The 13,847-nt window shown below is 66.3% G+C and carries 12 protein-coding genes; 6 read left to right on the forward strand and 6 right to left on the reverse strand.

All coding sequences use genetic code 11. The annotated features are described in order from the left end of the window. Positions 1-533: 533 nt before the first annotated feature. Positions 534-1,154, forward strand: a complete 621-nt coding sequence (locus MRBLAR12_RS02890) for an L-threonylcarbamoyladenylate synthase (protein WP_364743404.1) — start codon at positions 534-536, stop codon at positions 1,152-1,154. A gap of 87 nt (positions 1,155-1,241) precedes the next feature. Here the strand turns inward: MRBLAR12_RS02890 and MRBLAR12_RS02895 are convergent, their stop codons facing one another. The 3 genes from MRBLAR12_RS02895 to MRBLAR12_RS02905 all read right to left on the reverse strand — a co-directional run bounded on the left by MRBLAR12_RS02895 (position 1,242) and on the right by MRBLAR12_RS02905 (position 3,969). Next, positions 1,242-1,505, reverse strand: coding sequence for a hypothetical protein (locus MRBLAR12_RS02895; RefSeq protein WP_229992155.1), 264 nt, complete (start codon positions 1,503-1,505; stop codon positions 1,242-1,244). A 185-nt stretch (positions 1,506-1,690) separates the two neighbouring features. Continuing rightward, complete coding sequence (locus MRBLAR12_RS02900; protein ID WP_229992156.1) at positions 1,691-2,629, reverse strand: AfsR/SARP family transcriptional regulator; 939 nt, start codon at positions 2,627-2,629, stop codon at positions 1,691-1,693. A 356-nt stretch (positions 2,630-2,985) separates the two neighbouring features. After that, a complete protein-coding gene (locus MRBLAR12_RS02905; RefSeq protein WP_229992157.1) occupies positions 2,986-3,969 on the reverse strand; it encodes a S1C family serine protease in 984 nt (327 codons plus the stop codon). Between the two features lie 184 nt (positions 3,970-4,153). On the opposite strand from MRBLAR12_RS02905, the gene MRBLAR12_RS02910 reads away from it, so the two are divergent. The 3 genes from MRBLAR12_RS02910 to MRBLAR12_RS02920 all read left to right on the forward strand — a co-directional run bounded on the left by MRBLAR12_RS02910 (position 4,154) and on the right by MRBLAR12_RS02920 (position 8,519). Then, a complete protein-coding gene (locus tag MRBLAR12_RS02910) occupies positions 4,154-4,657 on the forward strand; it encodes an HtaA domain-containing protein (RefSeq protein ID WP_364743409.1) in 504 nt (167 codons plus the stop codon). Between the two features lie 115 nt (positions 4,658-4,772). Continuing rightward, entirely contained in the window at positions 4,773-6,686 is a 1,914-nt protein-coding gene (locus tag MRBLAR12_RS02915; protein ID WP_364743412.1) for an alpha-amylase family protein, read from the forward strand. Positions 6,687-7,034: 348 nt separating this feature from the next. Further along, on the forward strand, positions 7,035-8,519 hold the full coding sequence (locus tag MRBLAR12_RS02920; RefSeq protein WP_364743415.1) for a sensor histidine kinase: 1,485 nt from the start codon (positions 7,035-7,037) through the stop codon (positions 8,517-8,519). Here MRBLAR12_RS02920 and MRBLAR12_RS02925 read toward each other — a convergent pair. Together MRBLAR12_RS02925 and MRBLAR12_RS02930 are read right to left on the reverse strand one after the other, a co-directional pair. Next, positions 8,467-9,177 carry a response regulator transcription factor gene (locus tag MRBLAR12_RS02925; protein WP_229992161.1) on the reverse strand — a complete coding sequence of 237 codons (711 nt, stop codon included), beginning with the start codon at positions 9,175-9,177 and terminating at the stop codon, positions 8,467-8,469. The two genes, MRBLAR12_RS02920 and MRBLAR12_RS02925, sit on opposite strands and share 53 nt — an antisense overlap. A 97-nt stretch (positions 9,178-9,274) precedes the next feature. Further along, entirely contained in the window at positions 9,275-9,520 is a 246-nt protein-coding gene (locus MRBLAR12_RS02930; protein ID WP_229992162.1) for a hypothetical protein, read from the reverse strand. A gap of 300 nt (positions 9,521-9,820) precedes the next feature. Between MRBLAR12_RS02930 and MRBLAR12_RS02935 the strand changes: the two genes are divergently transcribed. Next, on the forward strand, positions 9,821-10,123 hold the full coding sequence (locus MRBLAR12_RS02935; RefSeq protein ID WP_028276793.1) for a DUF4193 domain-containing protein: 303 nt from the start codon (positions 9,821-9,823) through the stop codon (positions 10,121-10,123). A gap of 351 nt (positions 10,124-10,474) precedes the next feature. Next, entirely contained in the window at positions 10,475-12,631 is a 2,157-nt protein-coding gene (locus tag MRBLAR12_RS02940; RefSeq protein WP_364743419.1) for a putative bifunctional diguanylate cyclase/phosphodiesterase, read from the forward strand. Positions 12,632-12,638: 7 nt separating this feature from the next. Here MRBLAR12_RS02940 and MRBLAR12_RS02945 read toward each other — a convergent pair whose 3' ends face one another. Beyond that, positions 12,639-13,604 carry a cation diffusion facilitator family transporter gene (locus MRBLAR12_RS02945; protein ID WP_364743422.1) on the reverse strand — a complete coding sequence of 322 codons (966 nt, stop codon included), beginning with the start codon at positions 13,602-13,604 and terminating at the stop codon, positions 12,639-12,641. Positions 13,605-13,847 lie beyond the last annotated feature (243 nt).

The following is a 13,847-nucleotide window of genomic DNA, read 5'->3' on the forward strand; positions in this document are numbered from 1 at the left end:
GTAGTCTCAGTGGGGGTCGGAGTGGGCGTCTGAGTGGACTCTGTCGGTGTCGGAGTGGACGACTCACTGGACCCAGTCGGCGGCGGACTAGGCGACTCACTGGACCCAGTCGGCGGCGGACTAGGCGACTCACTGGACCCAGTCGGCGGCGGACTGGGCGCAGTGGCGGAACCGGAGGACTGAGCGGTCTGCTGAGCAAAGGGATCAAGCGGCCCTGTGGGCGGGCCACAGCCCGCAACGCCAAATTGGAGCAGGATGAGCAACCCGATGCAAGCAGCGCATCCACGACGAGTACCCATATTGTGTCCCGCTCCGCTCGTAGACGGTTCGCCTGCTGAAATCCCTGCGCGAAAGGGGTCTGGCCCACTACGCATCCAGCTTGCGGTTCGCACCCGACTGAAGCACGCCTCGGCGGGGCACACTTTCGGGCAGACTTGACGGCCGTAATGTTTGAGACCGCGGACGGCTTGAGCCGCTGCCTGGTCGGGCCGCACAGTAGGTGACTGGTCCGCCGTCGGGCGTAAGCTCGTGCCATGGCGAGATACTTCGATGTGCACCCCGAGAACCCCCAAGCGCGTTCCATCCTCCAGGCGGTAGAGATCGTGCGCTCAGGCGGCCTGATCGTTTACCCCACAGATTCCTGCTATGCCCTCGGCGCGCAGCTGGGAAGCAAGGAGGCGCTGGACCGAATCAGGAGCATCCGCCAACTCGATAACAAACACCACTTCACGCTCGTCTGCAAGGACTTCGCGCAGTTGGGCCAGTTCGTCCAGATCGACAACGATGTCTTCCGCAGCATCAAGGCCGTCACCCCCGGCAGCTACACCTTCATCCTGCCCGCCACCCGGGAGGTCCCCAAGCGGCTGCTGCACCCGAAGAAGAAGACAGTCGGCGTGCGCATCCCGGACAACCACGTGGTCCAGGCACTTCTCGCCGAGCTCGGCGAACCCCTGCTGTCCAGCACGCTGCTGCTACCGGACGAGGAAGAGCCTCTTACGCAGGGGTGGGAGATCAAGGAGCGCCTGGACCACGTAGTGGATGCCGTGATCGATTCCGGCGACTGCGGTGCTGAGCCAACCACGGTGATCGATTTCTCCAGCGGCGTCGCGGAAGTCGTCCGGCGCGGCATGGGCGATCCTTCCCGCTTCGAGTAGCGGAAGACGCCCGGCGGCGACGGCACAGCGTACATTGCGGGCCGGGTCCGCTGCGGGCTGGGTGCGGTGCCGGCTAATCGTGGCGAGCTAGGCGGATTCCGCCGCGCTCGTCTGCCGGTTCCGCAGCCACCGACGGACGAGGTCGATGGCGGCGACGAGCCCGGCCAGGGGCGAGAGCACCGCTGCGGCATAGACGAACATCATCCAGGTCAGGGTGGTCACCGGGGCCTGGCGGGTGCTCAGGAGCGACAGTCCGCCGAAGAGGCCCAGGATCCAGAACAGGATGACCCCGGACAGCACTGCAGCTGCGGGGAAGTACTCGTTCGTGACGACTTTCTTCAAGGTTTCCATGGGCCCTCCTCACACCCGGCGGTGGGACTGCCCGCCAGGGTCATTCCAAGTATGGGGCCCGGCACGACGGAATTTCCCGAGAATCCCGGCCACGTGACCAAGCTAACTCCTCGTCCCGGCGGTGGCAGCCTTTTGTGCCCTTCAAATTGGCGCTGCCGGCCCGCCGGGGACGGGGATGCGGGGCGTCAGACCGCGGCCCGGACGCGCTGGAGGAAGGAATCAAGCACCCGTCCGGCATTCTCATGCATGCGCCGCGACTCCGCCGCCGGAAGCTGCCGGCTCTTGGGCGCGTTCAACCGCTCACCCAGGTAGAGCAGCGCCGCCAATACCTCGGAGAGTTCGGAATTACTTTCCGCACGCTGGCGCAGGAGCCGCAGATGAGCCTCCTGCAGGGCCGGGCCCGGGGTGCAGCCAAGATCGCGGTCAAAGAGCCTGCGGCAACGGTCATACGCCGCCAGGCCTTCCGCCGGCAGGCCGGCCTGTTCATAGGCTGTCACCAGAACCGTCCAGGCCCGCTCGTTCAAGGGTTCCGCCCGAATGGCAGCCTGAACCAGGTTGACGGCCTCGTCCGGTTTGTCCAGCAGGGCCGCCGTTTCGGCCGCGAGGATCTGCAGCGCCACTTTCTCGGCTGCATGGCGTGCGCGAGCCTCTTCCGCCCAGTCAGAGGCGAGCTCGAACCCGAGCAGTGGCTCGGCGGAAATCTCCAGGGCCTCGAGCATCAAAGGGTACGCCTCATCCGGAGCCAGCTCACCGGCGTCGCGGACCAGTCCACGGAACCGGAACAAATCCAGATCCACGAGGGTGGGGTCCAGGACGTAACCGCTGTTGGCCGTGCGGAGCGGACCGGTCTTGGTCTGGCCTGGCTGTATGGCACGCCGGATACCGCTGATATAGCTCTCGAGCGTCGCCACGGAGCCATCACTCGCGCCGGCGCCCCAGAGAAGATCGATCAGGCGGGTCTTGGACACGGGCGTGCCAAGGTTCAGCAGAAGAATTTCCAGTATGTGCCGGGGTTTGCATCCCCCCATGTCGGCGGCCGTCAGCGCCACGCCGTCCCGGCGCACTTCGAATGATCCGAATAGGCGGACCGAAATGGAGGGTGTAATTTCCGTTGGGCTATCCACGATGTTCTCCGATTTCCCCAGGTAAAACGAACTCAATCGTCTGCGAAGAGCCGGATCAACATCGAAACCAGGCCGTACTGAGACACTGTTCCCTCCGGCTTTCCAATGACACCGTGACACGCCCGGCCGGGCGCAACAAGGCATGCCGCTACCCGATCTTTCGCCCAAAGAAAGACGGGTACAGGCGTCAGTACCGTTGAGTAAGGACGTGGAGCGGCGGGCAGGTATTTGCGGCGCCAAACAAGTAATTCCGCGGGCGGCCGCAATTTGGACCCAAGTAGTTAAGCAGGGCAGGAATTCGGCCTCGGCGGGACTATTTCAGCGGGTAAAATCGCCCTCTCTGGGCGGGATTTTCCCTACTGGTTGTCGGTCATCTCCGCGGGCACCGCCACCAGCCTGAGGTCCGAGCCGTCACGGAGCACGGCAAGTTCCAAGGGCTCCCCGATCGCTTCGGCGAACAGCAGTTTCTGCAGGCTCTCGGCGTTGGACACGTACATCTGTCCGACCTTCAGGAGGATGTCGCCGGCCCGGAGCCCGGCGCGCTCGGCCGGCGACCCCGGCAGGACTTCGACCACAAGCAGGCCCTCCCTGCGGCCTGTCCGGACGACGGCGCTTGGCTGCAGCTGGATCGGCGTGTTAACCAGACCCAGGTACGCCCGGCGGACACGGCCGTCCTTGAGCAGCGAAGCAATGATCCGCCGGGACGTGGCGTTGATTGGAACCGCCAGGCCGAGCCCGACTCCGGCCACGGCGGTATTGATGCCGACGATCCGGCCGCGGGCGTCCGCCAGCGCCCCGCCTGAACTGCCGGGGTTGAGGGCCGCGTCGGTCTGGATGACGTCCTCGATCACGCGCCGGCTCCGCCCGGACCAGACGGGGATGGAACGGCCAAGCCCGCTTACCACGCCGGCGGTGACGGAGCCTGCGAGCCCGAGCGGATTGCCCACGGCGATAACCAGCTGGCCGACCCGAAGGGATTCGGCGTCGCCCATTTCCGCCGGCGCCGCCGTGGGCGCCCTGCCATGGACCACGGCAAGATCGGAGAGCGGGTCGGCGCCCACCACGTCAACAGCCGTGCTGGTGCCGTCGGCGAAGACGGCATGGCCGGACTGGGCGCCGCCCACCACGTGGGCATTCGTGAGCAGATACCCGTCCGAGGTGAACAGCACGGCCGAACCCGCACCGACCCTGAGCCTGCCGTTGCGCCCGTTGCCGGTCATTTCGAGCGCTGCGACGTGCTGTGTGACAGCCTCGGCCACGCGGATGACCGTTGCGGAATAGGAATCCAGGGGGTCTTCGGACACCTCGGATCCGGATACCCTGCTGATGGACGCGGCCACTGTGCACCTCCTGCAAACCGGTACTCATCCAAGTCAACCACCGCCGCCCCGGCAGTAGTCCTGGAGTGCCTACGCCGTCAGAGAAATACGCCGGATGAAGCGGCTGCGGAGCAACAGTTCAGCCCGGCGCGGATCCACGGCTAGGCTCGGACGTAGATCCGCCCGACAGCCCAGGAGAACCTACGTGACACCAGCGTCCGCTTCCCCCGCTCCGCTGCCCCCGCCGGGCCTTACCTGGGGCATCAAGCGCAGCTTCATGGATTACATCTCGGGACTGCCTGACGGTGCCGTCTCCGCGGCCGACGGCGCCACGGTGACCGCGTCCGGGGAGTTCTGTTTCGCCCCCGCCGGCTCCGAGTACGACCCCGCCAGCGGCACGGGCGTGCTGCGCTTCCGCGGCGATGTCCGCGTTGCCGGACACCACGGAATGATGTTCGTCCGGCTGCTGGATCCGTGGGTCGAGTTCACGGCCGGGCACGGGGTCCTGTCCATCAGCACGGGCGACGGCGGCGGGACGGACCGCTCGGATGTCGGCACCCTGCGTACTGCCGCGCCCCGCAACATGGAAGGGTTCCTGGTCTGGGAGCGCGTCGAGGTGGCCGTATCCCAGGCCGGTTCGGAACTGTTCGACGGCCAGTACGCCGACGGCCAGGCGATGGACCCACTCGTCATCCGGGTGCCTGCGTAAGCCGGACGGCGCCTGGGGATACGTGGCTCCTGCACTGGGCACCGGTCCGTCCGTCTGCAAGGATGTCAACTGTCGCGGCGCCGTCGGGGGCCGAAGTTCGTCAAAGGAGACCTCCATGGTTGAACCCGCCCTGATCGATCAAGAGGCCCGCCGGCATGTGCTCCAGGCGTTGGCGCCGGGCACAGGAATCGGGTGGGACTGGCCGGACCGGGCGGTCTTCGAAGAGCGCTTCGACCGCCATTTCCCGGCCCTGTTCCGGTTGTTCCACGATCTCTACGGCGCACGGCACGATTGGTTGGATCAGCTCACGGACCTCGTAATGCAGTCCGCCCGGTCGTGGGCCGAGAGGCCGGCGGAGCTCAAGAGCCTCGACGCCGAACGGGAACACAACACCGGCTGGTTCCAGGCCAACACCATGCTCGGCGGCGTCTGCTATGTCGACCGGTACGCCGAGGACCTGGCGGGTGTCCGCGCCCGGATCCCCTATTTCAAGGAACTGGGCCTCACCTATCTGCACTTGATGCCGTTGTTCCTGGCCCCCGAACCGCACTCCGACGGCGGCTACGCCGTCTCCAGTTACCGCGACGTCAATCCTAAGCTCGGCACCATGGCCCAGCTGCGTGAGCTTGCCGCCGAGCTGCGGGCGAACGGCATCAGCCTCGTCGTCGATTTCATCTTCAACCACACCTCCGACGAACACGAGTGGGCCCGGAAGGCGGCCGCGGGCGACCCGTCGTACAGCGACTACTACTGGATCTTCCCGGACCGGTCGATGCCGGACGCGTTCGAGCAAACTGTGCGCGAAATCTTTCCGGACGACCACCCTGGTTCTTTTGTCGATTTGCCGGACGGACGGTGGGTCTGGACCACCTTCCACACATTCCAATGGGACCTCAACTACTCCAACCCGGACGTCTTCCGGGCCATGGCCGGCGAAATGCTGTTCCTGGCCAACCAGGGCGTGGACATTCTCCGGATGGACGCCGTGGCCTTCATTTGGAAGCAGCTCGGCACGCCCTGTGAGAATCTGCCCGAAGCCCACACGCTGCTGCAGGCGTTCAATGCCGTGTGCCGGCTGGCCGCGCCGTCGCTGCTGTTCAAATCCGAGGCGATCGTCCACCCCGATGAGGTGGCCCGGTACATCGACCCCGCCGAGTGCCAGCTCTCCTACAATCCCCTGCAGATGGCCCTGATCTGGGAGGCGTTGGCCACCCGCGACGTTTCGCTCCTCAACCAGGCCTTGGAGCGTCGTCACAATATCCCGGACGGCACGTCCTGGGTCAACTACGTCCGCAGCCACGACGACATCGGTTGGACGTTTGCGGATGAGGACGCCGCCGAGCTTGGCATCAATGCCTTCGAGCACCGGCGGTTCCTCAATTCCTTCTACGTGAACCGTTTCCCGGGAAGCTTCGCCCGCGGCGTGCCCTTTCAGGACAACCCCCGCACCGGCGATTGCCGGATTTCCGGCACCACGGCGTCGCTGTGCGGGTTGGAGAGTGGAACAGCTGCGGCGGTGAACCGGATCCTGCTGGCCCATTCGGTGGCTTTCAGCACCGGGGGCATTCCGCTGCTGTATCTCGGTGACGAAGTGGGACAGTCCAACGACTACCAGTACGCCGTCGAGGAAGGCCACGGAACGGACAGCCGCTGGGTGCACCGGCCGCACTACCCGGCCGACGACTACGCACAGCGTGCGGACCAGGAAACCCCCGCCGGGGCGGTCTACGCCGGGCTGCGCCGGATGATTTCCGTACGGTCCGTGACGCCGGAACTGGCCGGCACCCGGCTGGTCGGGTTCGCCACGAACAACCCGGGTGTCCTGGGGTACCAGCGTCCGGGAGATGGAACGCTGGTCCTCGCGCTGGCCAACTTCACCGACAGCCCGCAGCAGGTAGCGGCTGTGACGTTTTCCGGCTTCGCGGCCGGCGCCGTGGACATCCTGACCGGCGCCCGGCTGCGCCTCGACGCGGGGCTTGTCCTGCAGGCCCAGCAGTTCCTCTGGCTCCGGGTAACGCCCCGGCCGTGAGGTCCTGGTCCGCGGCTCATCGGCCTGACGGGCCGGGACGTAGCCGTGGTGGTCAAAAGTTGCGGCGTAGCGAAGGAATGTCGTGTCCGGCCGCACACTGGTTGAGGAGAGCGTGCGGCCGGAATCTATGGACGAACGGCCCCGTGATGGCCGGCGGCCGACCTTCTTCGGCCTATTTCCACTGTCCCGCATCCGGCTGAGAATGGACTGAGAGCATCCTCTTCCGGGGGGACCGTGCGCGCCCGCGGACCGCTCCGGCCGCCGCCGGGGGTGTGGGCCCGGGCGGGAGACCACGGCAATGCCGCCGTGATGGTTGTCCGGATCCGCGTATTGACGCATTCTTGGAGCATGGCAGTGGGCAAACGAGCCTCATCCAGCCGTCCCGGCAGGGGCGAGATCCGTTGGGGCGTGCGGAAGCAGTCGACGGCGGTAGCCGTCGGGGTCGTTGCCGTGGCACTGCTGCTCGGCGGTGTGGTCCTCCTTATCCTGCTGCAGGCATCCCTGGCGCGATCGAGCGACGCCGCAGCCCAGCAGAAGGCGCTGGACGTGGTCGCCGAAATGGAGGATATGGACGTCGCGGATGCCCGCGCCTACATCGTTGATACAGCGCATGCCGGCCAGTTCGTCCAGGTGTTGGATACCGCCGGGTACGTATTGGCCAGCTCGGATCCCGAGGTCGCCAACGCCCCGCTCTCAGCCCAGCGGCCCGGCCCGGGCCAGACCATGACGCAAGACGTCTCGAGCCTGCCGAGCATCGGGGACACCGACGATTACCACATCGTCACCGTGGGAGCACGGACCGGCACGCTGAGCTATACGGTGGTGGTGGCCCAGGCCTCACAGATACAGGCCGACACCCTTTCCACGGTCGCGTGGTTCATGCTGGGAGCCACGCCGCTGCTGCTGGTCACCGTGGCAGCGTCCGTGTGGCTCCTGGTGGGGCGTTCCCTCCGCCAGGTGGAGCGGATCCGTGGCCAGGTGGCCCGGATCAACGCCGAGCGGCTGGATGGGCGCGTTGATGTGCCGCCCACCAACGATGAAATCCAGGCCCTGGCGCTGACCATGAACACGATGCTGGACCGGCTGCAGGCCTCGGACAGTGAACAGCGCAGGTTCGTCTCGGACGCCAGCCACGAGCTGCGCAGCCCGCTGGCCACGCTGAGGGCCGGAATCGAGATCGCCGCTGCGGACCCGACCGGGGCGATGTGGCTGCAGATGAAGGATGTCCTCGCCGAGGAGACGTCCCGCATGAGCTTCCTCGTGGAGGACCTGCTGACGCTGGCCAAAGCCAATGATGGCGGCCCGAAGGTGGAGCAGAAGGACGTCGATCTTGACGACGTACTGGACCAGGAGATCCGCCGGCTGCGGTCCACCAGCCGGAACCAGATCACAGTGGAGCTCGTTCCGGCACGGATCCGCGGCGACGCCCACCGGCTGGCGCAGGTCCTCCGGAACGTCCTGGACAACGCCGACCGCCATGCCCTGTCCCGGGTTGCCGTGAACCTGCACACCGCCGGGGACCGGGTCGTCATCACGGTCGACAACGACGGCGACCCCATTCCGGAGGCGGACCGGGAGCGGATCTTCGAACGATTTGTCCGGCTCGACGGCAGCCGCTCCCGGGAGGGCGGTGGCAGCGGACTTGGCCTGGCCATCGCAGCGGGAATTGTGGCAGCCCATCACGGGAGCATCCGGCCGACGGACGGACCAGCAGGTTACTGCAGGTTTGAGATGGCCTTTCCCCTTCCGGAACCTACGCAGACTGCGGAGCCGGTGGACGTCATTCCTCGCGAATCCCGGCGGCACGGGGTCCAGGGATCGGGTCGGCGCTGAGCAGGTAGCCCATGCCGCGCACGGTGGTCAGGGTGTGGATTCCGAACGGGACATCGATCTTGCGCCGAAGGTAGCCGATGTAGACCTCCACAACGTTGTTCGCGCCCTCGAAAGCCGGATCCCAGACGTTTTGCAGGATCTCCGCCTTTGAGACGATCTGGTCGTGCCGTCGCATCAGGTAGTGCAGGAGCCCGTACTCCCTGGCCGTGAGGCTGATGAGGGTATCGCCGCGGCGCACACTGTGGCTGACGGGGTCCAGCGACAAGGTGCCAAGAGTCATGATGACGGGCCGGGCTGGTGCTCCGCGCCGGATCAGCGCCCTGATCCGGGCCACCAGGACCAAGAAGCTGAACGGCTTGGTGAGGTAGTCATCAGCGCCCAGGTCGAAGGCATCGGTCTGGTCGTATTCGCCGTCTTTGGCCGTGAGCATCAGAACCGGGGTCCAGACTTTGCGTTGCCGCAATTCCTTCAAGACGTCATAGCCGTTCATCCGCGGCAGCATGAGGTCCAGAAGGATGGCATCGTACGCGTTCTCCAGCGCCGCAGAGAGTCCCCGCACGCCGTCGTGGGCGACGTCGACCACGAACCCCTCATTCTTCAGTCCGCGGCGCACTGTTTCCGCCAGGGCATGCTCATCCTCGACCATCAGAATCCGCAATCCGGCCCCCTCCCTTTGAGCCAGTATGGCCCTTGATGGGCCGGGCTGGAAGGAATCCGGTGCGTCTAGTGAGAGGGTGGTGCTAATTGCCGTCCGGTTAGGCCTGCGGGGCCGGCCCGAACAGCCAGCCCGAGACATCGCTGCGCAGGATCACATGGGGTCCTCCGGTGGAACTGACACTCCCGTTGGGGACGTAGTAGCCGCGCCCGGCCCCGGGACCGCCGGCGGCGCGGTCGATCGCGTCGGTGAGGCGCCGGGTCAGGTGCCCACTGGGGCCCAGGGACCGCAGTTCATTGAGTTCGTCCTGCGTGAGCCGTCCCAGCACTGCAGCGATATCGGCCATGGTGAATCCCTCCCGACGAATGGTGCGGATGGTGCCCAAGGTGGATGGTCCCTAAAGAATCAGGCTAGGGCACGCAAATTAACAGCACGTGACGCCCCGGTGACCAGTGGCGAACGAAGCGTGCAGGGCAGCGCCGCGGGCGGGCGCCTCCGGGTGTCGCGAGAGTCACTGCCACGACTCCCCCGGTCCCCAGCATTTACACGGCGTCATGCTGTACCGTTCAATCCCGGAGATCCGGAGATCCGGATCTCCGGAGAGACACTGAATCACACCCCCAGCAACTGAAATGAGTACCACCAGGTGGCAACCGATTATGACGAAGTACGCTCCGACGTCGCGGAATCCCGCAACGCTTCCCTGGAGGCGCTCCGTTCGGCGAATGCGCCTGACGCCCGCAGCGTTGTCCGCGAACTCGACGAGGCCGATACCTCCGAAGGCGTGGAGCTTCCGGGAGCAGATCTTTCCGGCGAGGAACTGACCGTCACGGTCATTCCGCAAAAAGAGGATGAGTTCACCTGCTATTCCTGTTTCCTGGTGCGGCACCGGTCCCAACTGGCCAAGGAGAAGGCCGGCCACGCGTACTGCGCCGACTGCCTCAGCTAGCCCCCGGCAGGAGGCCCAGCCAGGCAGGAGAATTCGAACCTGGCAGGTGAAGTTCCGGCACGCTGCGCTACAGTGTCGGCCGTCCGCCGACTACACTGCTGTCACATGCTTCACAATAGTGTCAGGAGGTAGCCGGACATGACCCGCCGGGGCCAGGTCGGCTACGCTCCTTGATTGACGATGCGGCGAGTGCCGGCACGTGGCCGGAGGCTGAGTATGCGTAAGTCCAACAGCAGGTTGGCGGACCCTGCTGCTGCGTCGTCGTCGGCCCCCGCAAATTCCCCGGGACGTTCCCACGCTGGGGCGGCTGAGCCGGCAGATGGACCGACGGGCCCGCGGACGCGGATCGGGATGCCCGCCCGCCCGCGGAGCCTGCAGCGTGAATGGTCCAGGGCCTTCACGCTGGTACTCGTGGCCCTGGTCGCCGGGGCCGCGGTAACCCTCGTCGGCGTCCGTGTTGTCACGGACCATATGCAGCACGCCGCCGCGCAGCACCGCGACGAGTCGGAGGCCGTCGCCGAACTGCGGGCCGGCCTTGATGCCCACGAACAAGCCGGGCTCCAACTGTTGTCCGCAGGGGCAGTGGATCCATCCGCCTTTTTGCAGCAGCAAAAGGACGTCTCCGCCCAGTTCGATGCCGCCGCCGGGATCCTGCCGGTGGCGTACGGCATGCGGGACGCAGTCCGCGAGGCCCGGACCGCGTGGCAGGAGGGACTGTCCGCGCACGGTCTCTGGGGAAGCCAGGTGGCCAGTCTCCACGGCAACCGCGTGGCGGAGGCGCCGGCGTTTGCCGCATCGGGCGCGAGGGCCCGCGCGTTGCTGGCTAACGTCCGTCGCGCCTCGCTTGACGCGCTCGACGACGGCGTCGCTCACGGTGCCGAGCTCCAGCGGATGGTGTCGACCGGCCGCATAGCCCTTTTTGCGCTGGCCGTGGGCGGCGTGTTCCTATTCCGCCGACGGATGACCAGGTACCTGATGCGCCCGGTGGAGGGGCTGTACCGTGGGGTCGTGAAGCTGCAATCCGGCGACTATAGCCACCGGATCAGCGTTGTCCGCGACGACGAACTCGGCCAGTTGGCCGAGGCCTTCAATTCCATGGCCGCCACGGTGCATGACAGTCACCTGGAACTGACCTTCCGCGCCACGCACGACCCCCTCACGGGGCTGGCCAACCGGGCGGTTCTCGCCGAACGCCTCGCCGCCGTGTTTGGCCCCGGGGCTCCTCACCCGGAAGGCAAGGAAGGCTTTGGCGCCGGGCGCAGCGACCACCGCGAAGGCCTGTTGATCATCGACGTCGACGACTTCAAGGACGTCAATGATTCCCTGGGCCATGAGGGCGGCGACGCGTTGCTTATTCAGCTAGCCCAACGCCTCCGGGGCTGCGTGCGCGCCCATGACCTCGTCGCCCGGCTGGGCGGGGACGAATTCGCGATCGTCGTGATGGATGACTGCGGCACGGCGACGGACGACGTCGCCGGGCGTATCCAGGACGCGCTGCGCGACACCTTCAGCATCGATGAGGTCCGGCTCAAGGTATCCGTCAGCATGGGCGCCGCCCAGCGCGGCGCCGGGACTGCAGATCCAGCCGAGCTGATGCGGCAGGCCGACTTCGCCATGTACATGGCCAAACACGGCGGCAAGGGCCGCTACCAGCTCTTCGATGCCCGGGGCTACGACGAAATGACCTTCCGTGCCGCCCTCCGGGCGGACCTTGCCACAGCCGTGCAGGCCGGGCAGTTGCGCCTCGACTACCAGCCCGTGGTTAACCTGGGCACCGGTGAGATCGCCGGAGTGGAGGCCCTGGTCCGCTGGGAACACCCGACCCTGGGCCGGCTGGGACCGGCCGACTTCATCCCCCTGGCCGAGGAAACCGGCGAGATCGGTTCCATCGGCTGCTGGGTGCTGGACACCGCAAGCCGTCACGTCGCCGGCTGGCGCCGCTCCCCTGGCACGGCCGGGGACCTCTGGGTCTCGGTCAATCTCTCCACGCTTCAGTTGTCCAGCGACCGGAACCTGGCAGCCCTTGAGCGCATCCTGGCCCACCCCGCTTCGCAGGCCGACAAAGTGATCCTCGAGGTCACCGAATCCGCCCTGGCCACGAGCGCCGATGGCGGAGTCGCCGCCCTTAACCGGCTGAAGAGCTTCGGCGTACGAATCGCAATCGACGACTTCGGGACCGGGTTCTCTTCGCTCAGCACGCTCGCGGTGCTACCTGCGGACATTCTCAAGATCGACCGCGCCTTCCTGTCCGGGTTGCCTGGGGACGCCCCGGCCACAGCGATGCTTGAGGGGATCCTGGAAGTGGCCCGGAAACTGGACCTGGCCGTCATCGCCGAAGGCATCGAGGACAGCGGGCAGCTGGATCTCCTGCGCTCCCTCGGTTGCGACATGGGGCAGGGCTTCCTCCTTGCCAGTCCCAGCCCGTCCCCTGTTCTCGAGGCGCTGCTGGCCTCGGGGGCTCTTCTGCAGCCACCGGCCGGCCTGGACGCGCCGGCGAACGGCGTATGAGCCTGAGTTAGCGTTGCCCTTCAAGGGCAGGGAAGTCCAGCGAGGGCTCGTCCGCGGTGGCGAGTGTCAGGACGGCCTCCTCGACGGTTTCGTGGTCCTCAAGTTCGCGTTCAACGCGGCGCAAGGCCACGGCCACGTCGTGTTCGCGGAGGTCCCCCAGTATGTCCACTGCCGCCACGACGTAAAGCTTGCGCGGGCCGACGTACTCGAGATGCAGATAGGTGATGCGCTCGATTTCGGGGTGCTCCAGGAGTCGGCGGGCCATGCTGCCCTCGATATCGCTGGTCACTGCCTGACCCACCAGGAAGCGCCGGTTCCGCTCGATCAGTACGACGGCGACGCCGGCCAGCAGGATACCCACGAGAATGGACCCCACGGCGTCCGGCACTGAAGATCCCGTGACCTGGTGCAGGAAAATCCCGGCGAAGGCGATGAGGAGGCCGATCAGCGCAGCCCCGTCCTCGGCAAAGACCGCGCGCAGCGTGGGATCGGAGCTCTTAAGGACCTGTTCGAGGGTGTTCCGGTCCAGCTCGCGCGCCGCCTTCCGGGTCTGCCGGAACGCCTGGATGAAGGACACGCCCTCAAGGACGAACGCGACCGTCAGCACCACGTAGGCGATCGCATAGTCTCCTGCCGGCTCCGGGGTGAGCAACTGCTGGATGCCGTGCATCACCGACACCACCGCCCCGGCCGTAAACAGGCCAAAGGCGGCGATCATGGACCACACGTAGGCCTCGCGCCCGTACCCCATTGGGTGGGCCTTGTCCCGTTTCCTCGCGGCCTTCCGTTCGGCGATCAGCAGGAAGACCTGGTTGCCGGTGTCGGCCCAGGAGTGGGCAGCCTCTGCAGCCATGGACGCCGAGCCGGAGATGAGCGCGGCCACGGTTTTGGCCACCGCGACCAGAACGTTCGCTGCAAAGGCGATGAGCACTGTCAGCGATGCGGTCCAGGACTTCTTGCTGTCACGCTTCACGCAATCTTCCCTCCCGTGGCTGTGGAATGCATGCCAGTGACTACGCTATCTCCCGCGCCCGGCGTTCACGGTGATCTGGTCCCATTCCTGCCTAGTAGGAGCACAATGAAACTAGTACGTTCATCCGCTCTTTTTCCACAAGCTGCTCGGAGTGGTGCGCTATGAATGCTCGCCGGACGCTGTCACCGCCGACTTCACCGCGCCGACGAAGCCCGGAACCTACCCGTACACCTGCACGTTCCA

Source organism: Arthrobacter sp. LAR12-1-1.1, from assembly GCF_040676555.1.
Taxonomy (GTDB): Bacteria; Actinomycetota; Actinomycetes; order Actinomycetales; family Micrococcaceae; genus Arthrobacter.